We start from the raw sequence: 26646 nt of genomic DNA, 5'->3' as shown, positions 1-26646 counted from the left end.
AAATATGCGACGGCGTAGTGTAATCCGACGCAAGAAAATTTGCCGAAGCGCCTGCCGAAGCGGCCGGTTTAGCTACGGAAAATAAAATACACCGCGCCGACCAGGCACAGCGCCGCCCATACGTAATCGAGCTTGAACGGCTGGTTCATGTAGAACATGGCAAAGGGCACGAACACGGTCAGGGTGATCGCTTCCTGCATGATCTTCAGTTGCGCCAGGCTGTACTGGGTGGCGCCGATGCGGTTGGCCGGCACCTGCAGCAAGTATTCGAACAGGGCGATGCCCCAGCTGATCAGCGCGGCGATGTACCAGGCGCGGTTGTTCAGGCTTTTCAAATGCCCGTACCAGGCAAAGGTCATGAAGATGTTCGACAGCACCAGCAAGCCGGCGGTCTGGAAGAAAACGGGGATCTGCATGGGGTTCAGGTGTCGAGGCGGACGATGGCCTGGTCCGCCACCGCCGGTAAGTAATCGGCCGCACGCCCCTTGCCGGGAATGACCGCGCTTGGGGCCACTTCCAGCAGCGGCGCCAGCACGAAGGCGCGTTCGTGCATGCGCGGATGGGGCACGCTCAGGGTGGCGCTGTCGATGAACGCGTCGCCGTAGAGCAGCAGATCGAGGTCGAGCGTGCGCGGGGCGTTGCGGTAGGGGCGCTCGCGGCCGTGGGCCGTTTCGATGGCTTGCAGCGTGGCCAGCAGCGCGTGCGCGTCGAGTCCGGTGTCGAGCAAAGCCACCGCATTGATGTAGTCGTCGCCCGACGAGTCGATCGGCGCCGTGCGCCACAGGTTTGACGTGGCGACGAGCCGGCAGCCGGGCTGCGCATCGAGGCGCGCGAGGGCGTCGAGCACGTTTGCGCGCGCATCGCCCAGGTTGGCGCCGATGCCGATGAAGGCGATCATTCGCGGATGTTGCTCACGGACGGTGCTGAATCAGCCGAACCCGCGCTCGAACTTGCGTCCAGGCGCGCGTTCGATCCCGCACCGCCATCGGCACCTGCATCGGTACCTTCGGCGCTGCGGTGGCGCGGTCCACGCCGTGGCGCACGCTTCTTTTTTTCGCCGGCGACCGGCGCCGGGCGGTTGGCCTGGGTCACCAGGCGTTCGCGCTCGCCCGCTTCGGCTTCATAGAAGGCGGTCCACCATTCGCCCAGTTCCATGTCGAGTTCGCCCGACTCGCAGCGCAGCAGCAGGAAGTCGTAGCCGGCGCGGAAGCGTGGGTTTTCCAACAATTTATAGGGCGCGCGGCCGGCGCGGCGCTCGAAGCGCGGCTGCATGGCCCAGATGTCGCGCATGTCGGTGGCAATGCGGCGCTGCAGGGCCAGGTTGTCGGTTTGCGTGTCGAGCACGGCGTCGGCGGCCAGGTGCAGGGCCGGGATCGGCGCTTCGCCGGCGGCGCGGTAGGCGGTCCACTTTTCCAGCACCTGGTGCCACAGCAGCGAAGCGAACAGGAAGCCCGGCGACACGCCCTTGCCGGCCTTTACACGCGAATCCGTGGATTCCAGCGCCAGCGTGACGAACTTCATGCCGATCGGCTGTTCCAGCACCACGTCGAGCAGCGGCAGCAGGCCGTGGTGCAGGCCAGCCGAACGCAGCTCTTTCAGGCAGGCCAGCGCGTGGCCCGAGAGCAGCAATTTCAGCATCTCGTCGAACACGCGCGCGGCCGGCACGTTGTCGATCAGTGGCGCCATCACGGGGATCGGCGCGCGCGTGGTCGGTTCGATGGTAAAGCCGAGTTTCGCGGCGAAGCGCACCACGCGCAGCATGCGCACCGGGTCTTCGCGGTAGCGCGCTTCCGGCACGCCGATGATGCGCAGGATTTTTTCGCGGATGTCGGCGATGCCGCCGTGGTAGTCCAGCACGGTTTGCGTGGCCGGATCGTAGTACATCGCGTTGATGGTGAAGTCGCGCCGCGCGGCGTCTTCGTGCTGCGGTCCGAAGTTGTTGTCGCGCAGGACGCGGCCGTGTTCGTCTTTCGGGGCGTTGTTGCTGCCGTTGCCGCGGAAGGTGGTCACTTCCAGCAGCTCCTGGCCGAACATCACGTGCACGATCTGGAAGCGGCGGCCAATGATGAAGGCGCGCCGGAACAGTTTTTTCACCTGCTCGGGCGTGGCGTCGGTGGCGATATCGAAATCTTTCGGCTTTACGCCGAGCAGCAGGTCGCGCACGGCGCCGCCGACGACAAACGCTTTATAACCGGCTTCCTGCAGGGTTTGCGTGAGGCGGACCGCGTTCGGCGACACCAGTTTCGGGTCGATGCCGTGTTCGTCCGGGCCGAGGATGTGCGGCTGGGTAGGATCGCGCTCGTCTTTCACGCCAAGGATTTTACGAATGAATTTTTTAATCATTGAAGAGATGGAGTAAAGGCCAGCCTTGCGCTTGTGCGTGGCTGGCGAGCGCGGCGCTCGGGTTGGTCGCGACCGGGTGCGAAACGACCGATAGCAGCGGAATGTCGTTGTGCGAATCGCTGTAGAAATGGCTGCTCTCGAAGCCCGCGAACGGGCGGCCAAGGCGTTCGAGCCAGGCGTGCATGTGCGTGATCTTGCCCGGTCCCGAAGTCGGCGTACCGGCCAGTTTCCCGGTCAGCTTGCCTGCGGCATCCGTTTCCGGCATGGCCGCGATATGGTGTTCGACGCCGAACACGCGTGCGATCGGCGCCGTGATGTAATGATTGGTGGCGGTGATGATGGCCACCAGGTCGCCGGCATCGAGGTGGCGCCGCACCAGCGCCAGCGCTTGCGGGCGGATCGCCGGTTCGATTACTTCGCGCATGTACTGGCCATGCATCGCCTCGAGTTCGGATTGAGGAAAGCGCGCCAGCGTGCCGAGGGCGAATTCGAGGTATTCGACCGGGTCGAGCACGCCGGCCTGGTACTGGGCAAAGAATGCGTCGTTGCGGCGCGCGTAGGCGTCAGCATCGACTGCGCCGATGCGCACCAGGAATTGGCCCCACTCGTAATCCGAGTCGATCGGCAGCAGCGTGTGGTCGAGGTCAAACAGGGCGAGCTTGGTCATTGTTTCTTTTCCGGCAGCGTGAATTCCGACTGCGCGGCGTCGGTTGGATTTGACAGCAGCAAATCGCGCAGCAAGGGCAGCGTGACCGGACGCTGGGTTTCGAGCGAATACTGGTCGAGCGCATCTAACATCGTCGCCAGCGAACGCATGTCACGCTTGAAATGGGACAGCAAATAGGGTAACACGCTGGCCGACAGGGTCAGGCCGCGCGCTTCGGCAGCCTGGGTCAGCGCGGCGATCTTCTGGTCGTCCGACAGGCCATGGATCAGGTAGATCAAACCCCAGCCCATGCGTGTTCGCAGATCCTCGCGCACCGGCAGCACGGCCGGCGGCACCGGGCCGGTCGAGACCATGTAAGCGCCATGTTCGCGGATCTGGTTGAACAGGGCGAAGGCATCGATTTGCGCCGCGGCCGACAGGCGGTCGCAGTCGTCGAGCAGGTACAGCGTCGTCTCAAGGGAAAACACGAAGTCGGCGGCGGGCGCGTCGGCGGCAATGTAACGCGAATGCGGGGTGGCGGCCAGCGCCTGCAGCAGATGGGTCTTGCCGGCGCCCGTGTCTCCCCACAGGTAGGCGAAATGCTCGCGCGATGCACGCTGCGCGAACTGGTGCATCAGGTGCGCCAGTTCGGCATTTTCCCCGACCTGGAAGGTATCGAGGCTGTGCGCCGGCTCGGCGCCTAAATCGAGCACCAGCTGTTTCATGGCGATCGGATCATCCTGGAAGTGTCATACGCATGCGGCATTATAGAAGCTGCCGGGCTGACAATGGAAACGCGTGGATGGCGGGCGCCGGATGAGCGGGAAATAAGGTCAGGCGCGGGTGCCTTCGGGAGCGCCGGCGCAAGGCTCGGCGGTGTGTGCTCCGGATGGCGGGATGAGGGCATGTTTTTGTTGTTGTCTCGGTTTGGCAAATGGGCCGGGGCGTTTTGTTAGAATAGCGGATTGACTGGAATCAGTGCACGAATCTAGTTTTCGCTTTCTATTTTACCGCCTCCGCTGCCAAATACCATGAGCCAACCATCTAATGTTTCTCTCTCCTACCGCGACGCGGGTGTCGACATCGACGCCGGCGACGCCCTGGTCGAAGCAATCAAACCGTTAGCCAAGCGCACCATGCGGGAAGGCGTGCTCGGCGGGATTGGCGGTTTCGGCGGGCTGTTCGAGATCAGCAAGAAGTTCAAGGAGCCGGTCCTCGTCTCGGGCACCGACGGCGTCGGCACCAAGCTGAAACTGGCATTCGAACTGAACCGCCACGACACGGTCGGCATCGACCTGGTCGCGATGAGCGTGAACGACATCCTGGTGCAGGGCGCGGAACCGCTGTTCTTCCTCGACTATTTCGCGTGCGGCAAGCTCGACGTGGCGACTGCGACCGCGGTGGTCAAGGGCATCGCCGAAGGCTGCGAACAGTCCGGCTGCGCGCTGCTCGGCGGCGAAACGGCCGAGATGCCGGGCATGTACCCGGACGGCGAATACGACCTGGCCGGCTTCGCCGTCGGCGCGGTCGAAAAATCGCAGATCATCGACGGCAGCAAGATCGTCCCGGGTGACGTGGTGCTGGGCCTGGCTTCCTCGGGCATCCACTCGAACGGCTATTCGCTGGTGCGCAAGATCATCTCGGTGGCAAAGCCTGACCTGGAAGCCGATTTCCACGGACGCAAGCTGGCCGACGTGCTGATGGCGCCGACCCGCCTCTACGTGAAACCGCTGCTGGCGCTGATGGCATCGATGGAAGTCAAGGGCCTGGTCCACATCACCGGCGGCGGCCTGGTCGAGAACATCCCGCGCGTGCTGCAAGACAACCTGACGGCCGTGCTCGACGCTTCGTCGTGGACGATGCCGCCGCTGTTCCAGTGGCTGCAGCAGCACGGCGGCGTGGCGGATGCGGAAATGCACCGCGTGTTCAACTGCGGCATCGGCATGACCGTCATCGTGTCCGCCGACAACGCGGACGCGGCCATGGCCCAGCTGCAGGCGGCGGGCGAGACCGTCTATCGCATCGGCGAAATCCGCGCGCGCGAAGAGGGGCAGGCGCAGACCGTGGTGCTGTAACAGCGCACCGGTAGAAAAAGCGCCGTGAAAAATGCCAGTCAAACTGACTGGCATTTTTTTATTGCTAGTGACAGCTGACCTGAATTTTTGGTTCTTGCGGAAATTTCTTTTTTTCGTGCGTCAAGGTGCACGAGGTGGTTGTGTCGGCGACCCGGCGGGCAAGCTGCACTTGGCCGCCAGCACCGTAATAGCAGAGGAACCACTTCTCCGGCGGCTCCTGCTTCCTCCGGGGTGTGTTGCAATTTGGTCTGGCGCAACAGTATGGCTATGGAGAGTTAACTCACGTTGCGGGCACGATACTACGGCGCGTCCCGATCAAGCACCTTGTCGACCCGCGCCCCGCGCAGCCGGAACGCATCCGGCATGCCGGACCCCAGCAGCGGACGCAGATAAAGACGAAAAGCGTCGGTGACGTCGGTGCCGCTCGCGCTGATGAATTCGTCTTCCATGGTGCGCGTCCTGCCGGCGACCGTGTCCAATGGCTGCAACACGTAGTCGACTGAATAGAAACCGGTGCGGCGGATCGCCACCGAGCCGTCGGCATCGCCCCACATGGCGAACTGCACCGCCTTTTCGCCGACTTCTCTCGCCTCGCGCCCGTCGACGTCGGACACGCAGCCGATGAACGAGCGCTGCAGGTAGCCGAAGGTATCGCCGCGCACGCGCTTGATGCCGAGTTTGTCCTTGATTTCCTCGCACAGCAGGTCGGCCAGGGCGCCGGTACCGGACAGTTGCACGTTGCCGTGCGCATCCTTTTCGACATCCGTCGCCAGCAGGGTGACGATCGGTTCGCCGGCGGCGTCGTGCACGCCTTCGGAGACGGCGATCACGCAGCGGCCGTGGCGTTCGTACATCGTCCTGACGTCGGCAAGGAAGCGTTCCAGGTCGAACACGCGTTCGGGAAGGTAGATCAGGTGCGGGCCGTCATCTGGGAATTTCTTGCCGAGTGCGGAGGCTGCCGTGAGAAAGCCGGCATGGCGGCCCATCACCACGCCGACATAGACGCCCGGCAGCGCGGCATTGTCGAGATTGGCGCCGGCAAAGGCCTGGGCGACGAAGCGCGCCGCCGATGGAAAGCCGGGCGTGTGGTCGTTGCCGACCAGGTCGTTGTCGATGGTTTTCGGGATATGGATCGAGCGCAGCGGATAGCCGGCGGCGCGCGCCTGTTCGCTGACGATGCGCACGGTTTCGGCCGAGTCGTTGCCGCCGATATAAAAGAAATGTTCGATTTCGTGTGCGCGCAAGACGTCGAAAATGCGCGTGCAGTAGGCCGTATCCGGCTTGTCGCGGGTCGAGCCGAGGGCCGAGGAGGGCGTGGCCGCCACCAGTTCGAGGTTGTGGCTGGTTTCCTGGGTCAGGTCGAGGAAATCCTCGTTGACGATGCCGCGCACGCCGTGCAGGGCGCCGTAGATGCGCGTGACGTTGCGGAAGCGGCGCGCCTCCAGTGTCACCCCGACCAGCGACTGGTTGATGACGGCGGTCGGACCGCCTCCTTGTGCGACGAGGATTCTGCCGGATGCCATATCTATCTCCTCTTTCAAAGCGACGGATGACCGGCTGCCAGATTACTACTGAACGGCTTCCTTGCCGATATGTTTGTCGAGAAATTTTTCGACCCGGCCCCAGAAATCGATGTTGTTCTTCGGCAGGTTGAAGCCGTGCCCCTCGGCCGGGTACTCGACCCACTCGACGTTCTGGTTGGTGCGGCGGACGGCGGCAAGGAAACGGGTGCCGTGGTCGATCGGCACGCGCACGTCGGCGCCGCCGTAAGCCAGCAGCAGCGGACGCGTGACGCGCGCGGCCTGCTCGATCGGCGAGGTGGCCTTCAGCTGGGCGGCATCCTTGACCGGGTCGCCGATCATCTCGGGCATGCCGTAGCGCTTCCATTCGTCGGACATGTCGCTGCGGTGGTGGGCGCTGCCGTACATCAGGTTGATGTCGGTGACGCCGACCCAGTTGACGCCGCATTTGTACAGGTCCGGGTCGTTCACCAGGCCCATCAGCGTGGCGTAGCCGCCATAGCTGGCGCCGGCGATGCAGACGCGCTTCGGATCGGCATAGCCTTTCTCGACCGCCCAGCGTACGCCATCGGCGAGGTCGTCCTGCATGGCCAGGCCCCATTGCCTGAAGCCGGCCTTGTAGTGGGCGGCGCCCAGGCCGGCGCTGCCGCGGAACGACGGTTCGAGCACCGCGTAGCCGCGCGAAGCCAGGAACTGCGATTCGGCATTCCAGCCCCAGGTACTGCCGCGCACCCAGGGGCCGCCATGCACCAGCACCACCAGCGGCAGTCCGGCGGCCTTCGCGCCGGCGGGCAGCGTCAGCAGCGCCGGAATGGTCAGGCCGTCGCGCGCCTTGTAGTTGACGGCCTGCTGGCGGCCCATCCGCTGCGGGTCGATGCCCGGATGGGTTTCGCCGACCTTGTTGAGCAGCCCGGTCTCGCGGTTGAACAGGTAATAGGTCGAGGGAATGGTGTCGGAATAGGCGCGCACCAGCAGCCACGGCGTTGCCGCATGCTGGGGTGGGGGCGCCACCAGGTTGACCGTGGCCGGCAGCACCTTGTCGACCGCTTCCTGCACCGCCTTCATGGCCGGGTCGAACCATTCGGCCGAGGTGGCGTCGGTCGTGAAGTGCATGCCCAGCACCTTGTCGCGGCTGGTCAGCACGGCGCCGTTGAAGTCGTAGCCTGCGGTACTGAGGACCGGTTCGGCGCTCAGCTGGCCGCTGGCCAGGTCCAGCGTGTGCACGGCCGAGGTATCGCGGCCGCCGCTGCGCACCCGGACGTACAGCTTGCCGTCGGGGCCGAATGTCAGCGGATAGAGCCTGTCTTCCTTGTCGCCATACAGTTTATGGGTGGAGAGCTTGCGCCATTCGCCGCTGGCGGGATCGCGGTAATGAATGGTGCCGGTATCGTCGCTGCTGCCGCTGGCAATGCGCGGCTCGCCTTTGTGGTCGAGCATCCAGTCCGTCACGTCTTCGCGCGGGCGCGGCATTTCCTGCGCCTGGCCGGTGAGCGTATTCAGGCGCAGCAGGCTGACGCGGGCCGAGCGCCTGTCGGCCTTGAGCACCATGTTTTTCACGTAGACGTACTCGGAATCCTGGGCGCCGTGCCCTGGCAGCATATAGGTATGCCAAGGCAGGCGGCGGCGCGTGGCCTTGCTCGCTGTGTTGGCGCGGTCGCTGTCGGCCAGCTGCACCAGCTGGGTGCCGTCACGGTTGACCGCGAACAGGCCCGGCGCGTCGTAGGCGTCGCCTTGTGCCACCTTGTTGTCGAAGACATTGAAGAGCAGGCGCTCGCTGTTGACCCACTGGAAGCTGCCGATGTCGACATCGTCGTAGGCTGCCACGACCTTGCCCTGGTTGGTCTGCAGGTCGACCACGATCAGGAAAGCGCGCTGTCCCGGCGCGCTGCTGCGCGCCGCAACCGAGCGGCCATCGGGAGACAGCAGGGCGCCGTTAAAGGCCGGACGCCCGAAAAAACGTTCGATCGGCACCGGCGCGCCCGCTTGCGGATTGACCTGCGCATCGACGGCGGGCGCAGCAGCCAACGTCAAGGCAAACAAGAGGGCACTGCGAAGTGAGACGCGGGTCGACGACATTGCTGGAATCCTGTTGAGAAGAAGGCCGCAGGGCGGACGGTTATTTCTCAAGGATAACATTTGCGCATGTCAAAAAATCATTGTCATGGATATTCTTTTGCGCTACTCCGGCGCCCGGATATAGTCGACCAGGCCATCGCTGCCGCGCGCCGGCGGCGCCGTCAGCATGCTGGCGACCACCACCGCCAGCATGCCGGCCGGGACGCCGAAGATACCGGCCGACATCGGTGCGATGTCGAACCAGGCGGCGTCTATCTGCCCGCCCAGCATCGGGTGGACGCGGATCATGTAATACAGGCAGACGAAAAAGCCGGCCAGCATGCCGGCGATGGCGCCGGCGTGGTTTGCCCGTTTCCAGAACACGCCCAGCACCAGCGGCGGGAACAGGGCCGACGCCGCCAGCGAAAAGGCGGCGCCGACCAGGGACAGGATGTCGGCCGGCTTTTGCGAGGCGGCATAGGCGGCGATAAAGGCGACCGCCAGCAGCAGCAATTTCGAGATCGTGACCCGCTTCTGGGTCGAGGCGCCCGGATCGACGATCTTGTAATACACGTCGTGCGACAACGCATTCGAAATCGCCAGCAGCAAGCCGTCGGCGGTGGACAGCGCCGCCGCCAGGCCGCCGGCCGCGACCAGGCCGGAAATCACGTAGGGCAGGCCGCCGATTTCCGGGGTCGCCAGCACCAGCACGTCGCCGTCGATGGCGATTTCCGCCAGCTGAACCAGGCCGTCGCCGTTGATGTCGCTCACCTGGATCAGGGGATTGACTTTGTCGATATTGCCCCAGTAGGAAATCCAGGTCGGCAGCGCACTGAAATCGCTGCCGACCAGGCTCGTGTAGATGTCGTATTTGGCGAGCACGGCCAGCGCCGGAATGCTCAGGTAAATCAGCAGGATGAAGAACAGGGTCCAGAACACGGAGACGCGGGTGTCCGCCACCGAAGGCGTGGTGTAGGAGCGCATCAGGATGTGGGGCAGGGCGGCGGTGCCGAACATCAGGCAGAACACCAGTGCCAGGAAATTGTTGCGGCGCGCATTCGATTCGGCCTCGGTCGCGCCCGGGAAGGGCGTGGCATGCGGCTGCGGCGGCTGGGCGCGTGCCAGCAGGCGCGTGCGCTGCTCGCGCCATAGCGTCTCGGCGTCGTCCGCGGTCTTCGGATAGGCGGCCAGGGCGCGTTCGGCGCTGCGCACGTCGGCCAGCGAGACGTTGCGCAGGCGCGCCGTGTCGAGGCGGCGCTGGGCCTCCAGTTTGCCTTGTTCCCAGGAGGCCGGCAGGCTGGCCAGGCGCGCGCCATAGCTGTCCGCCTGGCGCTGGAAGGTGGCGCGCACTTCGCGTTCGCGCGGGTCGGCCGCCAGCTGCGCTTCGCGCTGGGCCAGCTTCGGCAGCACCGAACCGTAGGCCACCTGCGGCACCGGATTGTCGGCGTGCTTGGCCGACAGCCACATGGTCGGAATCAGAAAGGCGACCAGGATGATGATGTACTGGGCCACCTGCGTCCAGGTGATGCCGCGCATGCCGCCGAGGAAGGAGCAGACCAGGATGCTGGCCAGCCCGAGGAAAATGCCGACCGAGAAATCGACACCGGTAAAACGCGAGGCGATCAGGCCGACCGCGTAGATTTGCGCCACCACGTAGACGAAGGAAACGATGATGGTGGCGCCGACGGCGAGCGCGCGCACCGGCCCGCCGCGCCCGCCCGCGCCGCCGCCGTAGCGCACGGCGAGATAGTCCGGAATCGTGTACTGGGCGAATTTGCGCAGGTAAGGCGCAATCAGCAAGGCGACCAGGCAATAGCCGCCGGTCCAGCCCATGATATAGGCGAGGGCGTCGAAGCCGGACAAATACAAGCCGCCGGCCAGGCTGATGAAGCTGGCCGCCGAGATCCAGTCGGCGGCGGTGGCCATGCCGTTGAACAGGGCCGGTACGCGCCGTCCGGCCACGTAATATTCGGTCACGTTCGAGGTGCGGCTGACCACGCCGATGGTGGCGTACAGCACGATGGTGGCGAACATGAACAGGTGCCCGATCCACAGGCGCGGCATGCCTTCGTTTTCCAGGATCGTCAGGGCCAGCAGGAAGCCGGCGAAGCAGACGCAGAACCAGGCGTAATAGCCGGACAGGCGCCGGAAGTAGCGTTTATTGGTACTCATCCGTCTACCTGTGCATTGCCTTCCAGCGCACGCGCATACAGGCGGTCGAAATGGCGCATGCGCCAGGCGTAGATCCCGATGATCGCCAGGCAGACCAGCGCCGCACCCTGCGCCGCCATGTAGAAGGACAGCGGCCAGCCGAACACGGCGACGTCCGCCAGTTCGCGCGCAAAATACACGGTGCAAAAGCCGGTGATCAACCACAAGGCCAGCAGCACAAAGGTCAGGCGCCGGGTGCGGCGCCAGTGCGCGGCGCGGGCGGCGACCAGGCGGCGCTGCTGCTCCAGGTCAGGTCCGGGCGAAGGAGCGGGCGGGGTTGATTCAGGTGGCATCGATGGCATCGTTGACGGGGGGCGGGAAGGTCAGCCGGAACAGGCTGCCCGGGAATCTGGCCGAATGGCTGCGCGGGTTATTGAAAATGTCGACTTCGGCGCCGTGCTGCCCGGCGATCTCGCGCACGATCGCCAGCCCCAGGCCGCTGCCGGGGGTGTTCGAGCCGAGGATGCGGTAAAAGCGTTCGAACACGTGGGCGCGCTCGTGCGGGGCGATGCCGGGGCCGGTGTCCTCGACTTCGAGCAGGGCGGCGTCGCCGTCGCGCCGCACCCGCACCGTGACGCTGCCGCCGGGCGGCGTGTAGCGCAGCGCATTGTCGATCAGGTTCGACAGCAGTTCGCGCAGCATCAAGGCATTGCCGGCGATGGTGACGTCCTCGTCCTGCGCCTCGTAGCCGAGGTCGATGCGGTGGGAGAACGAAGCCTGCACCCAGTCCTGCACCACGCCGCGGGCCAGCGCGGCCAGGTCGATTTCTTCGAAGGCGAGGCCGGCATGCGGCTGGTTTTCCGCGCGCGCCAGGGCCAGCAACTGGTTCACCAGCCGGGTCGCCGATTCCGAACTCTTCGCCAACTGTTCGAGCGACCGGTGGATTTCGTCCGGGTCGAGCTGGCGCAGGGCGAGCTCGGACTGCATGCGCATGCCGGCCAGCGGCGTCTTCATCTGGTGCGCGGCGTCGGCAATGAAACGCTTTTGCATGTCGATGGTCTGGGAGAGTCTCCCCAGCATGTCATTCAAGGAGCCGACCAGGGGAGAAATCTCCTCCGGCACCTGGCGTGAGTCGATGGGTGATAAATCGTCCGAGGAACGGGCGCGTATCCGCTCCTGGAGTTCGGCCAGCGGCGACAAGCCGCGCGAGAGCGCGAACCAGACCAGGGCCAGGATGATCGGCAGGATGATGAACTGGGGCAGGATCACGCCCTTGATGATCTCGTTGGCCAGCAAGGCGCGCTTGTCGAGCGTTTCCGCCACTTGTACCAGCGCCTTGCGCGGGAAGGCGGGAGAGTTGCTGTCGGGCGGCGCCAGCGGGTCGAGATTGATGTACAGGTAAGCCACGCGCAGCAGGTTGCCGTGCAGGGCGGCGCTGCGAAAATGAACGGCGCCGTCCTTGTCGGCCTCGCTGTTGTTGTCGAAATCGCGCGGGCGCGGCAGTTCGCGGTCGCCGTCGACATGGCGCCCGGCGGCATCGACCACCTGGAAATACACGCTGTCGATGTCGTCGGCGCGCAGGATGTCGCGCGCGCTGCCCGGCAGGCGGGTAGTAATAACGCCGTTCTCTTCGCGCACCTGCTGGGCCAGCACCGTGACGCGGTCTTCGAGCGCATGGTCGAACGGTTGGTTGGCGATCGATTTTGCGACCAGGTAGGTGATCGCGATGCTCATCGGCCACAGCAGCAGCAGGGGCGCCAGCATCCAGTCGAGGATTTCGCCGAACAGCGAATGCTGGATGTTTTCTTCGGGCTCGGGATTCGGCGGCACGTAGAGCGGTTCGGACAACCCGGCCTCGAGCGCGCTCGCGCCGCGCTCTTCCGTCAACGCGTGCTTGAACGCGCGCTTTCTCACTTCGAATCGAGCGCCTGTTCGGAACCCGCGCGCGCGGCGTCGGAATATTTTTCCAGGCAATAGCCCAGGCCACGCACGGTGGCGATGCGCACCCCGCCGACCTCGATCTTCTTGCGCAGGCGGTGCACATAGACCTCGATGGCGTTATTGGACACCTCCTCGCCCCATTCGCACAGGTGGTCGACCAACTGCTCCTTCGACACCAGGCGTCCGGTGCGGGCCAGCAGGATCTCCAGTAAACCCAGTTCGCGCGCCGACAGGTCGAGCATCTGGTCGTTGATGTAGGCGCTGCGCCCGACCTGGTCGTAGACCAGCGGGCCGTGGCGGATCACGGTGGGGCCGCCGCCGGCGCCGCGCCGGGTCAGCGCGCGCACCCGCGCCTCGAGTTCGGACAGGGCGAAGGGCTTGGCCATGTAGTCGTCGGCGCCCAGGTCGAGCCCCTCGACGCGCTGCTCGACCGAGTCGGCGGCGGTGAGGATCAGTACCGGCAGCAGGGAAGAGCGCGCGCGCAGGCGGCGCAGCACTTCCAGTCCCGACATCTTCGGCAGCCCCAGGTCGAGGATCAGCAGGTCGAATTCCTGGGTCGAGAGGGCCGTGTCGGCATCGGCGCCGTTGCGCACGTCGTCGATCGCATAACCGGACTGACGCAAGGAGCGCGTCAACCCGTCGGCGAGTACGCTATCATCTTCAGCAAGCAAAATTCGCATAAGATCACCCTGTTATCAATTAGACCTCCCGGCTACCCTTATTGTGTTTGATTTGGCGCAACAAAGCGAGTCTTCTTCAACAGTTGAGCAAAACCGCGCTGGACAAAACTACTGGATTTATATACAGTAGTACCCTTGTAAAGCGTGAGGGTGCCCACACCTTGGTACCTCCAAGACTGAGAGAAAATTATGGACGACAAAAAAGTAGCAGCAAACGCCTCTGAAAAAGGCAAGGCACTGGCCGCCGCCCTCGCGCAGATCGAAAAGCAGTTCGGCAAGGGCTCGGTCATGCGCATGGACGCGAACACCCCTGTCGAAGAGGTGCAAACCGTTTCGACCGGCTCGCTGGGCCTGGACATCGCACTCGGCGTCGGCGGCTTGCCGCGTGGCCGTATCGTGGAAATCTATGGTCCGGAATCGTCGGGTAAAACCACGCTGACGCTGCAGACGATCGCGCAAATGCAAAAGATCGGAGGCACCTGCGCCTTTATCGATGCCGAGCACGCGCTCGACGTGGGTTACGCGCAAAAGCTGGGCATCAAGCTCGACGAACTGCTGATCTCGCAGCCGGACACCGGCGAACAGGCTCTCGAAATCACCGATGCACTGGTGCGTTCGGGTTCGGTCGACCTGGTGGTCATCGACTCGGTGGCGGCACTGACTCCGCGCGCCGAGATCGAAGGCGACATGGGCGATTCGCTGCCGGGCCTGCAGGCGCGCCTGATGTCGCAGGCACTGCGCAAGCTGACCGCCTCGATCAACCGTACCAACACCCTGGTCATCTTCATCAACCAGATCCGTATGAAGATCGGCGTCATGTTCGGCAGCCCGGAAACGACCACCGGCGGTAACGCGCTGAAGTTCTACGCCTCCGTGCGCATGGACATCCGTCGTACCGGCTCGATCAAGTCGGGTGACGAAGTGATCGGTAACGAAACCAAGGTCAAGGTCGTCAAGAACAAGATCGCGCCACCGTTCCGCGAAGCGCACTTCGACATCCTGTATGGAGAAGGCACTTCCCGCGAAGGCGAAATCCTCGATCTGGGCGCCGACAACAAGATCGTGGAGAAGTCCGGTTCCTGGTACAGCTACAACGGCGAACGTATCGGCCAGGGCAAGGACAATGCCCGCCTGTTCCTGAAAGACCGCCCAGCCCTGGCGCGCGAAATCGAGAACAAGGTCCGTGCAACCCTCGGTGTGCGCGAGCTGCCGCCAGTGGCTGCCGATGCCGCTGCCGGCGACGACAAGGCACCGAAGCTGAAGGCCGTGTCGGAGTAATCGGCCTGGAGCTGACCCGCGTCAGCTCCACCGGTTCCTGGTACCACCATGCGCGCACCAGTATTGAGTCTGAAAGCCCGGGCCCTGCGCTTCCTCTCCATGCGGGAGCACAGCCGGCTCGAGCTCAAGCGCAAGCTGGCACGCCATGCCGAGGAGGGCGACGACATCGACGCCCTTCTCGATTTTTTGGAAAAGAACAACTGGCTGTCGCAGGAGCGTTTCGCCGAATCGCTGATTCACCGCAAAGCTGCCCGCTACGGCAATAGCCGTGTGATGGCCGAGCTGCAAAGCCACGGCGTCAACGGAGAAGCGCTGGCCGAACTCAAGTCCGGCCTGGCCGAGAGCGAAACCGCGCGTGCCGTCGAAGTCTGGCAGCGCAAGTTCGGCACCGTCGCGCAAGACGCGGCCGAACGCAGCAAGCAGATGCGTTTCCTGATGGCGCGCGGTTTTTCCAGCAGCGCCGTGCGCACCGCCTTGAAGGGTGCCCCCGAAGACGACGACGATTTTTAACGGTCGTCCTCAGGCAGCGCTCAGCCGTATCAACACTTACCGATTTCCCAGGTGCCAGCGCGGAGCGCCATCCGGCGATATGCCCCGGCATATTCCTCAACCCCGGATGACGCTGCACGCTGGCGTTTGTTTGCCTAAAAAGTTGTCATGATGAAAACTCTTGGCGCTGTCCTGCCTTTTCTCGTTCTCGCCGCCTGTGCCGCCAAACCCATCGAACCGACCGGGGTCTACCGCCTGAACACAGCCGAACAAACGCTGGTACTCGACGTGCGGCGCAGCGGCGACTACGTACTCCAGATCGATGGCCCGGACAGCCTGACCGACGAGATCCGCGGACGCTGGACGGACGAGAAGGGCGCCTCGATGGACGTGGCCTTCCAGGGCATCGTCTGGCATGGAAGCGCGCCGGAGGCGGGCCGGGGCATATGGCCGGTCTCGTTCGACAGCGACGGCAACATTTGCCTCGACGGCGAGGGCGAGATGTGCTTCGTTAAGGACGGTGTGGGTTGATAGTCGCTTCACAATAATTTGGCCGACTCTAGAATCACAACGGTATACTGAGCATGCAGCCTAGGTTACGTCCTCTCCCAGCTACCATACTGGCGATGACACTAGGTCAGTGTTGGCCGCGCTTGGTGGGGCCACCCAGATTCATGACAAGCCCGCCGTCTGGCGGGTTTGTCGTTTTCAGACTGGATTTATTGGTAGTGCATGCTATTGCGATCGACAGTAAGCTATAGCGCAGGAAACGTAGTCGCAACGTCGGTTAGCGACCCGGGCCCGAGCATGGTCAACTTCTTAACAGCAGAGTAGGCGAACCGATGTTCTCTTCACCATAGGGCCATGCATTTCCAGCATCTTCCATGTTGCAGTGCAACCGTCCCCCGCGTGTGCTAAACTTTCACGGTTTAAGCAGCGCCGCATGAGCGGTTGTTGCCGCAGAAGCTGCGGCGACGTGCATCAGCACACCGGCTGCCCCATTGATCGCCGCCTTCACCGGCACCCGTTTTTTATGCTTCTGTCACCTCCCGCCCCGCGCTCCCTGCGGCACACACGCGCCATTACCGTCGAAGCGTACGCGCGCGACGATGGCCTGTGGGACCTTGACGCGCGTATTCGCGACATCAAGGCGCGCGACATCGTCCTGGCATCCGGCACCCGCCCGGCGGGCACGGCCGTACATGACCTGAGCCTGCGCATTACCATCAACCGCGATCTCGAGATCGTCGACGCCGAAGCCGCGTCCGACTCGGTGCCGTATCCGGGGTATTGCGACACGATCGGGCCGGTGTACAAGAAGCTGGTTGGCCTCTCGCTTGCGAAACATTTTCGGCTGCACCTGAAAGACCGCTTATCCGGCGTGCTCGGCTGCACCCACCTGACCGAACTGGCGCAGGTTTTGCCCACCGCGGCAATCCAGGCCTTCGCCGATGAAGAATTCGAGATACGCAACGCCGCCGGCGATGGCGACGCTGTGCGTCCGTATGAAATCGACCGCTGCCACGCGCTGCGCGCCGACGGCCCCGCTGTGGCAAAGTATTACCCGCGCTGGGTGATCAAGGCCGTACAGGGTTGATATTGATGTCGAAGTTTTCCAATTAACGTAGCTAAATCAGTAACAGAAGAAGGGAAGCCAGCATGAAAATCCATGAGTATCAGGGCAAAGAAATCCTCCGAAAGTTCGGAGTGACGGTTCCGCGCGGAATTCCGTGCATGTCGGTCGACGAGGCCGTCAAGGCAGCGGAAGAGCTGGGCGGCCCGGTCTGGGTCGTCAAGGCCCAGATCCATGCTGGCGGCCGTGGTAAAGGCGGCGGCGTGAAGGTGGCCAAGTCGCTCGAGCAGGTCAAGGAATACGCGGAACAGATCATGGGCATGCAGCTCATCACGCACCAGACCGGCCCTGAAGGCCAGAAAGTGCGCCGCCTGCTGATCGAAGAAGGCGCCGACATCAAGAAAGAACTGTACGTCTCGATGGTCACCGACCGCGTGACCCAGAAGGTCGTGCTGATGGCCTCGTCGGAAGGCGGCATGGACATCGAAGAAGTTGCACATAGCAACCCTGAAAAAATCCACTCGATCGCGATCGACCCATCGGTCGGCCTGACCGACGCCGAAGCGGACGACATCTCGACCAAGATCGGCATCCCGGCCGAATCGCTGGCCGAAGCGCGCCAGAACCTGAAAGGCCTGTACCAGGCTTACTGGGAAACCGATTCGTCGCTGGCCGAAATCAACCCGCTGATCCTGACCGGCAACGGTAAAGTCATCGCGCTGGACGCGAAATTCAACTTCGACGCCAACGCCCTGTTCCGCCAGCCGGACATCCTGGCTTACCGCGACCTGGACGAAGAAGATCCAGCCGAAGTCGAAGCATCGAAGTTCGACCTGGCCTACATTTCGCTCGACGGCAACATCGGCTGCCTGGTGAACGGCGCCGGCCTGGCGATGGCCACCATGGACACCATCAAGCTGTTCGGCGGCGAGCCGGCCAACTTCCTGGACGTGGGCGGCGGTGCGACGGCTGAGAAAGTCACCGAAGCATTCAAGATCATGCTGAAGAACCCTGGCCTGAAAGCCATCCTGGTCAACATCTTCGGCGGCATCATGCGTTGCGACGTCATCGCCGAAGGCGTGATCACCGCATCGAAGGCTGTCTCGCTGCAAGTGCCGCTGGTCGTGCGCATGAAAGGCACCAACGAAGACCTGGGCAAGAAGATGCTGGCCGACTCCGGTCTGCCGATCATCGCTGCCGATACGATGGAAGATGCAGCCAAGGCCGTCGTCGCCGCTGCAGCTGGTAACGCCTAATTCAAGGAATAAAAAATGTCGATCCTGATCAACAAAGATACTAAAGTCATCACCCAGGGTATCACCGGCAAGACCGGTCAGTTCCATACCCGCATGTGCCGCGACTACGCGAACGGCAAGGCTGCCTTCGTCGCAGGCGTGAACCCGAAGAAGGCCGGCGAAGACTTCGAAGGCATCCCGATCTACGCCAACGTCTCGGAAGCGAAAGCTGCCACCGGCGCCACCGTGTCGGTGATCTATGTTCCACCAGCAGGCGCTGCCGCCGCCATCTGGGAAGCCGTCGAAGCCGACCTGGACCTGGCCATCTGCATCACCGAAGGCATTCCAGTCCGCGACATGATGGCGTTGAAAGACCGCATGGCCAAAGCCGGCTCGAAGACCCTGCTGCTGGGTCCTAACTGCCCAGGCCTGATCACCCCGGACGAAATCAAGATCGGCATCATGCCGGGTCACATCCACAAGAAGGGCCGCATCGGCGTCGTGTCGCGTTCGGGCACTCTGACCTATGAAGCAGTCGGCCAGCTGACCGCACTGGGTCTGGGTCAATCGTCGGCAGTCGGCATCGGCGGCGACCCGATCAACGGCCTGAAGCACATCGACATCATGCGCATGTTCAACGAAGATCCTGATACCGACGCGGTCATCATGATCGGCGAAATCGGCGGTCCGGACGAAGCCAATGCCGCGCATTGGGTCAAGGACAACATGAAGAAGCCGGTCGTCGGCTTCATCGCTGGTGTCACCGCTCCTCCGGGCAAGCGCATGGGCCACGCCGGCGCGCTGATCTCGGGCGGCGCCGATACCGCGCAAGCCAAGCTGGACATCATGGAAGAGTGCGGCATCAAGGCCACCAAGAACCCGTCGGAAATGGCAAAGCTGCTGAAGGCGATGCTGTAATACCGGACAGTTCTTGTCTTATAGAAAAGGAGCCTGCGGGCTCCTTTTTTTATGCAGCCGGGGTGAGCTGAAAAATCCTGTCCGCATGATTTGTTTCCAGACAGAAATTGGACGTTAGGTGACAAAAATTGTCGGTGCCGCGGCCGCACTTGACGCAAATCGTCGCTTTTATTGTACGGTAACTATCAATTGCAGGGGTTTCCAAGCGTAAACGAGCTGGCACGGCGTTTGCAATAAGGAGTACGTGGCACGAAGCAATACCGAATACTTACCCCTACATACTACCCCTCGGAGAAACACCATGAAATCGATGAAAATTGTCAAGAAAGCACAATCCGGCTTTACCCTGATCGAACTGATGATCGTCGTTGCGATCATCGGCATCCTGGCTGCCGTCGCCATCCCTAACTATCAGAACTACACCGCCAAGTCGAAGTTCAGCGCTGCGCTGTCGGAAGTGTCGGCAGGTAAAGTCGGCTACGACGCCAAACTGAACGATGGCGACAGCGTCACCGCCGTCACCGACGTCGGCCTGCCAGTCGCCAAGACCGCCAACTGCACCTTCGGCGTCGTCGCAGCCAACGGCGGCCTGACCTGCCAGATCGAGGCTGGTCCTTCGAGTGTCTCGGGCAAGACCATCACCCTGAGCCGTAATGCTACCACCGGCGTCTGGACTTGCGCCGCTGCTGGCGTCGATGCAGCCCTGATCGGTAAAGGCACCTGCACCTCGTCTGCTGCTACTACCCCACCAGCCAACCCGACCTAATCCCGGTTGAGCTTGCACAACAAAAACCCCGCTTCGGCGGGGTTTTTGTTTTGGCTGCGCCGCCTCAATCGTGCTCCGCCGACCACGGTTATCGTTCCGGACTCTTCAACCACCGGAGACTTACCGTGACATGCATGAAAGTTGTAAAGAAAGAAGCCGGCTTTACCCTGGTCGAACTGATGATCGTCGTCGCCATCGTCGGCATCCTGGCAACGGTCGCCATTCCGACCTACCAGGACTACATGGCGAAGTCGAAGTTCGGCGTCGCCTTGTCTGAAGTATCGGCAGGCAAGGTCGGCATCGAAACCAGGCTGATCGACGGCGAGACGGTCGACCAACCGGAAGACGTCGGCCTGGCGGCGGCCGACAAGCCAACCGCCAACTGCAAGTTCGGCGCCACTGCCGGCCCCGACGCCACCAGCCTGACCTGCGAAATCGTGGCCGGCCCGACGAGCGTCAAGGGGCAAACCATCACCCTGACGCGCGACATGGCCAGCGGCGCCTGGAGTTGCGCCGCCGCGACCGTGCCGCAAAAGCTGATCGGGGCCGAGGCCGTCTGCAAGGGCATGGCCGAGCAGGGCTGACCTGCCAAAGAAAAACCCCGCAGCAGCGGTAATGCCATTCAGTCAAGGGGCGTGTTACGCATTTCCAGCTAGTACCAAGCCCGGTCGCGCAATACGATTTGCGCGATATGTAGGGTGGACTCCCGAGTCCACGGCCCTCTTTATGCCGATCGAGATGCGCCACCTGGCCTGGGAGCGCGAACATACAGGCTTCTCCCAGCGTTGAAGAGTGCAACGGCACGGCCGTGGACTCGGGAGTCCACCCTACAATTAACAAAACGCGAACAGTGTGGCAAGGCTTGGAGCTGGAAGACAGTTCGCGGCGGCTTAACTGAACAGCATTCCGGCAGCAGCGGGGTTTTATATTGTGAGTCCGGCAGAAACTCAAACGATTTTCTGGCGGTTCTCCAGCAGCGCCTCGTAGGTCATGTTCTGGAGCAGCGTGTAGTGCACCGGATCGAGGTCGGTAAATTGCATGCCGTAGGTGTACAGGTCGGTATCGTCGGGTGCCTTGGTCACGTTCACATTGCGAATCGTGGAATGCGCGCCGATCTGTACTTCCTGGTCGTCGGGCGGCGCTTTTAAAGCAAACTGCAGCGTGACCTGCTCTTCGTCGGCCGGCAGGCGGTTTGGCGAAACGACCAGCGCGCCGCTCACCGACAAATTCAAAATGGTGCAGGCCAGCGGCTTGCCGTGGCTGCCGCTGCCGCTGAGCGCCGCCGGCAGGTCGACCTTGACCCGCATCGCCGTGCGCAGGCTGGTGCCCTGCACCGAAGTCGGGAACGACACGTGGACATAGAACAGCGGGCGCCCGAACACGCGCTCGACCGTGCAGGCGAACGAACAGACCTTGACGCCCGAGAACACGCGGATCGTCAGGCGCTCGCCTTCGGCCAGGGCGATCGGCGCGCCGTTTTCCATCGGAATCTTGAGGATGATGTACTCATCCTTGACGTAGCCGACCAGGCTCGAAAAATACTGGACAGGTTTCACTCGGCGGTGCGTGATCAGCTGCAGGCGCGTGCCGACCTGGAGATGCATCGTCTCGAAATCGACATCCTGAGGTGCGAGCGCATTTGCCTGTCCGGACATACTGTTCATTCTGGAGATGGTGGGCCGGCGGCCCGGGGAGGGCGGTATCTTACCATCGCAACGTGTTAATCTGAAGCAATGGATTCGGCAAATCCAGTGAAAAAGCCCGTGCTGACACGGGCTTGTCCTGGCGTTCTACATGAAAATCGGCAAATCAGCGCTTCAGGTAGTGGTCGAGCCAGCCAATCACGGTGTGGTGCCACAATAAGGAATTAGCCGGTTTCAGCACCCAGTGATTCTCGTCCGGGAAGACCAGCAACTTGCTGTCGATGCCGCGCCGCTGCAATGCGGTGAACGTCGACAGGGCTTGCGCGGTCGGAATGCGGAAGTCGAGGTCGCCCTGGATCACCAGCATCGGCGTTTTCCACTTGTTCACGTGATGCACCGGATTGAAACGCTCGTGTTTCTCGGGCACGGCAAAGTACGGACCGCCGTTTTCCCAGTCGGTGAACCATTGTTCCTCGGTCGAATAGGCCATGCCACGGGTATCGAACACGCCGTCGTGGTTGACGATGCATTTGAAACCGTCGGACCAGTTGCCTTCGATCCAGTTCATCATGTAGCCGCCGTAGGACGCGCCCAGCGCGCAGCTGCGTTCGCGGTCCAGCCAGGGGAATTGCTTGACGGCTGCCGCCAGGCCCTTTTGCAGGTCGACCAGCGGGGCGCCGCCCCAGTCGCCGCTGATCGAATCGGTGAACTTCTGGCCATACCCGGTGGAACCGTGGAAGTCGATGAACACGGCCGCATAACCGGCGCCCGCGTACACCTGTGGATTCCAGCGGTAGCTCCAGGCATTGCCGAAGCTGCCTTGCGGGCCGCCATGCACCAGGAAGGCGATCGGATATTTGACGCCGGGTTGGGCATTCCACGGCTTCATGACGTAGCCATACACCGTGTCGCCCTTGGCGCCCTTGAACGAGAACTGCTCGAATTCGCCGAAGCGCACGTCGGCCAGCTTGTCGGTGTTGTTCTTCGTTATTTGCTGCGCCTGGCCGCCGGCCAGCGGCGCCGTGAACAGCTGGGCCGGCGACGACAGGGTCGCTTGCGTGTAGGCGAGGGTATCGCGGCGCAGGTCGAAGCCGCCGATCGCGCCCTTGTCGGTGAGTCCCGTCACTTTGCCGCTGGCGACATCGATCGCGAACAGGCGATGCTGGCCCACGTCCTCGGCATCGACGACCAGCGTCTTGCCGTCCGCACTCCACTGCAGGGCGCCCGCCGAGCGGTCCCAGTTGGCGGCCAGCTTGCGCTTCTTGCCGCTGGCGACGTCCAGCAACATGATCTGGAAGCGGTCGGCCTCGAAGCCGGGACGCGCCATCGCCAGGTAGGCCAGGGTGCGGCCGTCGGGCGAAAATACGCCCTTGGTATCCCAGGCGGGATTGTCCGCCGTCAGGTTGCGCGGCGCGGCATTGCCGACAGCAGGCACGTCGTACAAATCGAAATTGGTCGACCAGGCTTCGGTCTTGCCGGCGATGCGGGCCGAGAACACGACCGTCTTGCCGTCCGGACTAAACCGGTATTCCTCGCGGTCGCCGAAGGGTTTCGACGGCACGTCGCCGTCGAGCGCGCCGGACAGGCTGACCGGCGCGCTGCTGACGCGGCCGCTGGCGTCCAGCGGCGCCGAGAACAGCACGGCGTTGCGGCCATCGCCCCAGGTATCCCAGTGGCGCACGAACAGGCGGTCATACACGCGTCCGCTCGCCTTGTTCTTGCCCTGCTGCTCCATGCGCTCCTTGGTGCAGGCGAGGTCGGCGCAGTCGCGGAACACGGCCAGGCTGAACGCGATGCGGTCGCCCGTCGGCGAAACGCGGAAATTGTCGACGTCCAGCGGCAAATTGGTCACCTGGACCGGTTCGCCGCCGCTGGCCGCCTGGCGCCAGACCTGGGAACTGCCCGAACGGCTCGACAGGAAATAGACGGCGTCGCCGGAAGGGGACCATTCCGGGTCGGTGCTGCTGCTGTCGTGGGTAGTCAGTGCTTTCGGCGCAGTCGCCCCTTTCAGGTCGGCGATCCAGATGCTGGTATGGCCGCGGTTCTTGCCCATGTCGGTGCGGCGCACCGTGTACACGACGCGGCTGGCGTCCGGCGAGACGGCCGGACTGCCGACGCGTTCCAGGGCGACCAGGTCTTCCACCGTCAAACCGCGCGGCGCGGCCACGGCGCTGGAGGCGGCCAGTGCCGTCACCAGTGCTAGCAAACGTAATTTCATCGATTCCTCTATGAGCGTGTCAGGAAGTTCCGCGTGCAAGGGATTTGCGGAAAGACAGCAATTTACCATGCGGGCCGGGTGGGCGGCCCGGGGCGATTGGTCGGAGGAATCGAAGCCGTTAGTCGTCGCCGACGTCGGCGGAATCGGTGGCGCGGTCACCGCCCAGGTAATGACGGTCGCCCCAATCGCCGGGGCCGTTGCTCAGGGCATTCTGGATGGCCCGGTCGCGTTGGGCGCTCCAGATCGACGACAGGCCAGCAAGGCCAAGCATGGAGGCACTCCAGTACCATGCGAGGCCGAGGATGCGGTAACCGATCGTGGCGACCGCAAGGCCGGCCGTAACGAACAGGATGCCGAAAAAGTCTTTGAATGTCATGAGCGCCCAGTCGCAAGGCCTCGGGATGTCGGAACATTATCACGAGCGCTCATGCTGGTGCATACAGAAGTAGCCACATCCTGAGCCGCAGCGTAGACTCGATGGTGCGCCGCACAATTCGGCGTCTGATCCTCACCATTCACCAGGAGCAACATCATGGCAACGATGAGCGCGTACCCGAATGTGGCATTCCCTACCGTCACCACCACTCCCTTGTTCGATACCTGGGCCAATGTCGCTGGCCTCTACCGCAACGCCATGCACGCAAATACGCAGCAAATGCTGCTCAGTTCAGCGGGCATCATCCAGGAACATACGCTGCGCGCGCTCATTACCGCTTCGCAGTCCTGCGCCGACGCCCTGGCGAAGAATGCGATGGCGGTGCAGCAGCAGTCGCTGGAACGCTTCGCCGATGCGAATGGCAAGGCGGTCAGCATGATTGGCCGGGTGTTGACGCAGGCTCGGATGGGGAGTCTACAACCGCCAAAATAAAACGCCAGGCACCCGTGCCTGATGATATTACGAGGCCGCCGGTTAAAGCGCCGCCGTCCAGTCGCCGCTCTTGCCGCCGTGCTTTTCCAGCACCCGCACATTCGTCATGACCATCCCCCGGTCGACCGCCTTGCACATGTCATAAATCGTCAGCAGCCCGACTTGCACTGCGGTCAGCGCTTCCATCTCGACCCCGGTCTTGCCGTGCAATTCGACCTGGGCGCGGCAGTGGACGCTGTTGGCGGCCGTGTCGACCTCGAAATCGACGGCCACGCGCGTGATTGCCAGCGGGTGGCACAGCGGGATCAGGTCGCTGGTGCGTTTGGCGCCCATAATGGCGGCGATGCGGGCGATGCCGAGCACGTCGCCCTTTTTGGCGTTGCCCGAGACGATCAGTTGCAGCGTTTCCGGCTGCATGCGGATGGTGCCGGCGGCGACCGCCACGCGGTGGGTCTCGGCCTTGGCGCCGACGTCGACCATGTGGGCCTGGCCGGTGGCGTCGAAATGGGTGAGCCCATCGGGGCTGGTGGTCGGATCGGATGGGTTCATGGTGGGTTCGATAGCTCAGGTAAGAAAGTGTTTCAGGCTGCGGCAAGGTGCCGGCGGATGGGGTTATCATAGCACCGTGAACTCGACATCCCACCCCGTACCGCCGCGCGCCCGCGCCCGCTGGCGCCGTTCGCTGGCCGTCCTGCTCGTGTCGGCCGCGACCGGCTTTGCGCCGCTTGCCGCGCCGGCCCAGTCCTTCAACAAGGCACCCACTCAGTTGTCCAACGCGACGCGTCTGCCGACGCTGGGCGACACCTCGCGCGAAGACTTGTCGCCGATCGTCGAACGCAAGCTCGGCGAGGAAATCATGCGCGAGATCCGGCGCGACCGCGATTATCTCGACGACGATGCGATCGGCGAATACCTGAACAATTTCGGCGGCGCCCTGGTCGACGCCGTGCCGGGTGCGCGCGGCGAGACGAATGCCGACTTTACCTTCTTCCCGGTGCGCGACAGTGCGATCAACGCGTTTGCGCTGCCGGGAGGCTTCATCGGCATTCATTCCGGCCTGTTGCTGGCGGCCCAGACCGAATCGGAACTGGCCGGCGTCGTCTCGCACGAGATCGGCCACGTGTCGCAGCGCCACATCGCGCGCATGCTCGGCCAGCAGCGCCAGGATGCCTTGCTGCCGCTGGCCTCGTTCATCCTGGCCGCGCTGGCGGCCAAGGCCAGTCCGGACGCGGCGATGGGCGTGCTGATGGGCGGGCAGGGCCTGGCCGTGCAGCGGCAACTGAATTTCAGCCGCGACGCCGAGCGCGAGGCCGACCGGGTCGGCTTCCAGATCATGGGCGCGGGCGGCTACGATACCTCGGGCATGGTCGCCTTTTTCAAACGCCTGCAAAGCGCGAACAAGATCTATGGCGAGATTCCTGCTTTTCTAAGCAGCCACCCGCTGACGAGCGAGCGCATCGTCGACATCCAGGCGCGCATCAAGGAAACGCCGTATCGGCAGCGTCCCGACACCATCGAATTCCATCTTGCCAAGGCGCGCGCGCGGGTGCTGCAAGACCAGGGCACGATCGGGCGCCGCGATACCCGCACCACCTTCCAGGCCCAGCTGACCCAGCAGCACCGCCAGCAGCAGGTGGCGGCGCAGTACGGCTTGTCGTTCCTGGCGCTGAAGGAGGGAGATCTGGCCGCTGCGCGCTCCTGGTTCGACAAGGCGCGCGCCGCGATGCAGCCGAAAGCGGGCGTGTTCTCGGCCACACCGAGCAGCGACGGCGGCGCCATGTTCGCCGTGCTCGACCTGGAAATCAAGCTGGCGCCGGGACAGCCGAAGGAAGTCGTCCAACAGGCATTGAAGGATGCCGAGCAGGCGACGCACCGCTATCCGCTGTCGCGCGCGCTGGCGCGCCAGTACGCCGATGCGATGATCAACGCCGGCAAGCTCGATGATGCGACGCGCTACCTGCGCGACCAGGTGCAACTGTACCGCGAGGATGCCAAGCTGTACGACCTGCTGGCGCGTGCCTATTCGAGCCAGGGCAAGATCGCGCTGCAGCACATGGCGCTGGCCGAATCGTATGTGCTGGCCGGAGCGCTGCCGGCCGCGGTCGATCAGCTGAATTTCGCGCGCAAGGCGAGCGATGTCTCGTTCTACGAGCAATCCGTGATCGACGCGCGCGAACGTGAATTGAAAGCGCGCCAGAAGGAAGAGAAGGAAGAAGAGAAAGGCAAGTAGGCGCGCTTGCGTCTGGC

At 63.4% G+C, this 26646-nt stretch carries 26 protein-coding genes and 1 pseudogene; 11 read left to right on the top strand and 16 right to left on the bottom strand.

The features are described 5' to 3' along the window. Window positions 1-68: 68 nt before the first annotated feature. The 5 genes from AC56LG_RS08635 to hda are packed head-to-tail and all read right to left on the bottom strand — an operon-like array spanning window position 69 to window position 3714. On the bottom strand, window positions 69-416 hold the full coding sequence (locus tag AC56LG_RS08635) for a DMT family protein (protein ID WP_136220979.1): 348 nt from the start codon (window positions 414-416) through the stop codon (window positions 69-71). A 5-nt stretch (window positions 417-421) separates the two neighbouring features. Beyond that, the gene (gene folK / locus AC56LG_RS08630) at window positions 422-898 is read right to left on the bottom strand and encodes a 2-amino-4-hydroxy-6-hydroxymethyldihydropteridine diphosphokinase (protein WP_497165682.1); all 477 of its coding nucleotides are present in this window, start codon (window positions 896-898) and stop codon (window positions 422-424) included. Continuing rightward, window positions 895-2343, bottom strand: a complete 1449-nt coding sequence (pcnB, locus tag AC56LG_RS08625) for a polynucleotide adenylyltransferase PcnB (protein ID WP_497165681.1) — start codon at window positions 2341-2343, stop codon at window positions 895-897. Before pcnB ends, folK begins: the two co-directional genes overlap by 4 nt. Continuing rightward, window positions 2336-3010 carry a histidinol-phosphatase gene (locus AC56LG_RS08620; protein WP_497165680.1) on the bottom strand — a complete coding sequence of 225 codons (675 nt, stop codon included), beginning with the start codon at window positions 3008-3010 and terminating at the stop codon, window positions 2336-2338. Before AC56LG_RS08620 ends, pcnB begins: the two co-directional genes overlap by 8 nt. After that, on the bottom strand, window positions 3007-3714 hold the full coding sequence (gene hda / locus AC56LG_RS08615; protein WP_497165679.1) for a DnaA regulatory inactivator Hda: 708 nt from the start codon (window positions 3712-3714) through the stop codon (window positions 3007-3009). The genes AC56LG_RS08620 and hda overlap by 4 nt, the downstream gene beginning before the upstream one ends. A 306-nt stretch (window positions 3715-4020) precedes the next feature. Here hda and purM point away from each other — a divergent pair, with 306 nt between their 5' ends. Continuing rightward, window positions 4021-5064 (top strand): phosphoribosylformylglycinamidine cyclo-ligase, encoded by a 1044-nt coding sequence (purM, locus tag AC56LG_RS08610; protein ID WP_497165678.1) that lies wholly within the window; start codon window positions 4021-4023, stop codon window positions 5062-5064. A 64-nt stretch (window positions 5065-5128) separates the two neighbouring features. Here the strand turns inward: purM and AC56LG_RS08605 are convergent. From AC56LG_RS08605 to AC56LG_RS08575, 7 genes and pseudogenes are all read right to left on the bottom strand, one after another. Then, window positions 5129-5272, bottom strand: a pseudogene (locus tag AC56LG_RS08605) (STY0301 family protein); the annotation flags it as partial. Window positions 5273-5363: 91 nt separating this feature from the next. Further along, window positions 5364-6587 carry a 6-phosphofructokinase gene (locus AC56LG_RS08600; protein WP_497165677.1) on the bottom strand — a complete coding sequence of 408 codons (1224 nt, stop codon included), beginning with the start codon at window positions 6585-6587 and terminating at the stop codon, window positions 5364-5366. Between the two features lie 45 nt (window positions 6588-6632). Beyond that, the gene (locus AC56LG_RS08595) at window positions 6633-8660 is read right to left on the bottom strand and encodes a S9 family peptidase (protein WP_497165676.1); all 2028 of its coding nucleotides are present in this window, start codon (window positions 8658-8660) and stop codon (window positions 6633-6635) included. Window positions 8661-8762: 102 nt separating this feature from the next. Then, window positions 8763-10811: a sodium:solute symporter family protein gene (locus AC56LG_RS08590; protein WP_497165675.1), complete on the bottom strand. Its 2049-nt coding sequence runs from the start codon at window positions 10809-10811 to the stop codon at window positions 8763-8765. Beyond that, window positions 10808-11143, bottom strand: a complete 336-nt coding sequence (locus AC56LG_RS08585) for a DUF4212 domain-containing protein (protein ID WP_497165674.1) — start codon at window positions 11141-11143, stop codon at window positions 10808-10810. Before AC56LG_RS08585 ends, AC56LG_RS08590 begins: the two co-directional genes overlap by 4 nt. After that, window positions 11133-12638: a sensor histidine kinase gene (locus tag AC56LG_RS08580; protein ID WP_497165837.1), complete on the bottom strand. Its 1506-nt coding sequence runs from the start codon at window positions 12636-12638 to the stop codon at window positions 11133-11135. Before AC56LG_RS08580 ends, AC56LG_RS08585 begins: the two co-directional genes overlap by 11 nt. 62 nt (window positions 12639-12700) lie before the next feature. Further along, entirely contained in the window at window positions 12701-13411 is a 711-nt protein-coding gene (locus tag AC56LG_RS08575; RefSeq protein ID WP_497165673.1) for a response regulator, read from the bottom strand. Between the two features lie 189 nt (window positions 13412-13600). Here AC56LG_RS08575 and recA point away from each other — a divergent pair, with 189 nt between their 5' ends. The 8 genes from recA to AC56LG_RS08535 all read left to right on the top strand — a co-directional run bounded on the left by recA (window position 13601) and on the right by AC56LG_RS08535 (window position 20254). After that, complete coding sequence (recA, locus tag AC56LG_RS08570) at window positions 13601-14689, top strand: recombinase RecA (protein ID WP_192055923.1); 1089 nt, start codon at window positions 13601-13603, stop codon at window positions 14687-14689. Between the two features lie 48 nt (window positions 14690-14737). Beyond that, window positions 14738-15199, top strand: coding sequence for a recombination regulator RecX (recX, locus tag AC56LG_RS08565; RefSeq protein ID WP_497165672.1), 462 nt, complete (start codon window positions 14738-14740; stop codon window positions 15197-15199). 147 nt (window positions 15200-15346) lie between these two features. Continuing rightward, the gene (locus AC56LG_RS08560; protein WP_497165671.1) at window positions 15347-15709 is read left to right on the top strand and encodes a hypothetical protein; all 363 of its coding nucleotides are present in this window, start codon (window positions 15347-15349) and stop codon (window positions 15707-15709) included. A 502-nt stretch (window positions 15710-16211) separates the two neighbouring features. After that, a complete protein-coding gene (locus AC56LG_RS08555; RefSeq protein WP_497165836.1) occupies window positions 16212-16775 on the top strand; it encodes a DUF2889 domain-containing protein in 564 nt (187 codons plus the stop codon). A gap of 62 nt (window positions 16776-16837) precedes the next feature. Continuing rightward, a complete protein-coding gene (gene sucC, locus AC56LG_RS08550; RefSeq protein WP_497165670.1) occupies window positions 16838-18007 on the top strand; it encodes an ADP-forming succinate--CoA ligase subunit beta in 1170 nt (389 codons plus the stop codon). 15 nt (window positions 18008-18022) lie between these two features. After that, window positions 18023-18904 carry a succinate--CoA ligase subunit alpha gene (gene sucD, locus AC56LG_RS08545; protein ID WP_497165669.1) on the top strand — a complete coding sequence of 294 codons (882 nt, stop codon included), beginning with the start codon at window positions 18023-18025 and terminating at the stop codon, window positions 18902-18904. Window positions 18905-19214: 310 nt separating this feature from the next. Then, window positions 19215-19670 carry a pilin gene (locus tag AC56LG_RS08540; RefSeq protein ID WP_497165835.1) on the top strand — a complete coding sequence of 152 codons (456 nt, stop codon included), beginning with the start codon at window positions 19215-19217 and terminating at the stop codon, window positions 19668-19670. 134 nt (window positions 19671-19804) lie between these two features. After that, window positions 19805-20254, top strand: a complete 450-nt coding sequence (locus AC56LG_RS08535) for a pilin (protein WP_497165668.1) — start codon at window positions 19805-19807, stop codon at window positions 20252-20254. Window positions 20255-20617: 363 nt separating this feature from the next. Here the strand turns inward: AC56LG_RS08535 and AC56LG_RS08530 are convergent, their stop codons facing one another. The 3 genes from AC56LG_RS08530 to AC56LG_RS08520 form a co-directional block, all read right to left on the bottom strand. Next, window positions 20618-21325 (bottom strand): flagellar brake protein, encoded by a 708-nt coding sequence (locus AC56LG_RS08530; RefSeq protein ID WP_497165667.1) that lies wholly within the window; start codon window positions 21323-21325, stop codon window positions 20618-20620. Between the two features lie 154 nt (window positions 21326-21479). Continuing rightward, window positions 21480-23531 carry a S9 family peptidase gene (locus AC56LG_RS08525; protein WP_497165666.1) on the bottom strand — a complete coding sequence of 684 codons (2052 nt, stop codon included), beginning with the start codon at window positions 23529-23531 and terminating at the stop codon, window positions 21480-21482. 118 nt (window positions 23532-23649) lie between these two features. Then, complete coding sequence (locus AC56LG_RS08520; protein WP_497165665.1) at window positions 23650-23907, bottom strand: hypothetical protein; 258 nt, start codon at window positions 23905-23907, stop codon at window positions 23650-23652. Between the two features lie 156 nt (window positions 23908-24063). On the opposite strand from AC56LG_RS08520, the gene AC56LG_RS08515 reads away from it, so the two are divergent. After that, window positions 24064-24399 carry a hypothetical protein gene (locus tag AC56LG_RS08515; protein ID WP_497165664.1) on the top strand — a complete coding sequence of 112 codons (336 nt, stop codon included), beginning with the start codon at window positions 24064-24066 and terminating at the stop codon, window positions 24397-24399. Between the two features lie 42 nt (window positions 24400-24441). Here the strand turns inward: AC56LG_RS08515 and moaC are convergent, their stop codons facing one another. Then, a complete protein-coding gene (gene moaC / locus AC56LG_RS08510; protein WP_497165663.1) occupies window positions 24442-24948 on the bottom strand; it encodes a cyclic pyranopterin monophosphate synthase MoaC in 507 nt (168 codons plus the stop codon). 76 nt (window positions 24949-25024) lie between these two features. Here moaC and AC56LG_RS08505 point away from each other — a divergent pair, with 76 nt between their 5' ends. Then, window positions 25025-26629, top strand: coding sequence for a M48 family metalloprotease (locus AC56LG_RS08505; RefSeq protein WP_497165662.1), 1605 nt, complete (start codon window positions 25025-25027; stop codon window positions 26627-26629). Window positions 26630-26646: the final 17 nt, after the last annotated feature.

This window comes from Telluria sp. ZB2R32 (assembly GCF_059685715.1).
This window is presented reverse-complemented; position numbering and strand designations above follow the sequence as displayed.

Coding starts and splice junctions, on each gene's coding strand:
- AC56LG_RS08635 (WP_136220979.1), bottom strand. CDS start 416: ATGCAGATCCCCGTTTTCTTCCAGACCGCCGGCTTGCTGGTGCTGTCG.
- folK (WP_497165682.1), bottom strand. CDS start 898: ATGATCGCCTTCATCGGCATCGGCGCCAACCTGGGCGATGCGCGCGCA.
- pcnB (WP_497165681.1), bottom strand. CDS start 2,343: ATGATTAAAAAATTCATTCGTAAAATCCTTGGCGTGAAAGACGAGCGC.
- AC56LG_RS08620 (WP_497165680.1), bottom strand. CDS start 3,010: ATGACCAAGCTCGCCCTGTTTGACCTCGACCACACGCTGCTGCCGATC.
- hda (WP_497165679.1), bottom strand. CDS start 3,714: ATGAAACAGCTGGTGCTCGATTTAGGCGCCGAGCCGGCGCACAGCCTC.
- purM (WP_497165678.1), top strand. CDS start 4,021: ATGAGCCAACCATCTAATGTTTCTCTCTCCTACCGCGACGCGGGTGTC.
- AC56LG_RS08600 (WP_497165677.1), bottom strand. CDS start 6,587: ATGGCATCCGGCAGAATCCTCGTCGCACAAGGAGGCGGTCCGACCGCC.
- AC56LG_RS08595 (WP_497165676.1), bottom strand. CDS start 8,660: ATGTCGTCGACCCGCGTCTCACTTCGCAGTGCCCTCTTGTTTGCCTTG.
- AC56LG_RS08590 (WP_497165675.1), bottom strand. CDS start 10,811: ATGAGTACCAATAAACGCTACTTCCGGCGCCTGTCCGGCTATTACGCC.
- AC56LG_RS08585 (WP_497165674.1), bottom strand. CDS start 11,143: ATGCCACCTGAATCAACCCCGCCCGCTCCTTCGCCCGGACCTGACCTG.
- AC56LG_RS08575 (WP_497165673.1), bottom strand. CDS start 13,411: ATGCGAATTTTGCTTGCTGAAGATGATAGCGTACTCGCCGACGGGTTG.
- recA (WP_192055923.1), top strand. CDS start 13,601: ATGGACGACAAAAAAGTAGCAGCAAACGCCTCTGAAAAAGGCAAGGCA.
- recX (WP_497165672.1), top strand. CDS start 14,738: ATGCGCGCACCAGTATTGAGTCTGAAAGCCCGGGCCCTGCGCTTCCTC.
- AC56LG_RS08560 (WP_497165671.1), top strand. CDS start 15,347: ATGATGAAAACTCTTGGCGCTGTCCTGCCTTTTCTCGTTCTCGCCGCC.
- AC56LG_RS08555 (WP_497165836.1), top strand. CDS start 16,212: ATGCTTCTGTCACCTCCCGCCCCGCGCTCCCTGCGGCACACACGCGCC.
- sucC (WP_497165670.1), top strand. CDS start 16,838: ATGAAAATCCATGAGTATCAGGGCAAAGAAATCCTCCGAAAGTTCGGA.
- sucD (WP_497165669.1), top strand. CDS start 18,023: ATGTCGATCCTGATCAACAAAGATACTAAAGTCATCACCCAGGGTATC.
- AC56LG_RS08540 (WP_497165835.1), top strand. CDS start 19,215: ATGAAAATTGTCAAGAAAGCACAATCCGGCTTTACCCTGATCGAACTG.
- AC56LG_RS08535 (WP_497165668.1), top strand. CDS start 19,805: ATGAAAGTTGTAAAGAAAGAAGCCGGCTTTACCCTGGTCGAACTGATG.
- AC56LG_RS08530 (WP_497165667.1), bottom strand. CDS start 21,325: ATGTCCGGACAGGCAAATGCGCTCGCACCTCAGGATGTCGATTTCGAG.
- AC56LG_RS08525 (WP_497165666.1), bottom strand. CDS start 23,531: ATGAAATTACGTTTGCTAGCACTGGTGACGGCACTGGCCGCCTCCAGC.
- AC56LG_RS08520 (WP_497165665.1), bottom strand. CDS start 23,907: ATGACATTCAAAGACTTTTTCGGCATCCTGTTCGTTACGGCCGGCCTT.
- AC56LG_RS08515 (WP_497165664.1), top strand. CDS start 24,064: ATGGCAACGATGAGCGCGTACCCGAATGTGGCATTCCCTACCGTCACC.
- moaC (WP_497165663.1), bottom strand. CDS start 24,948: ATGAACCCATCCGATCCGACCACCAGCCCCGATGGGCTCACCCATTTC.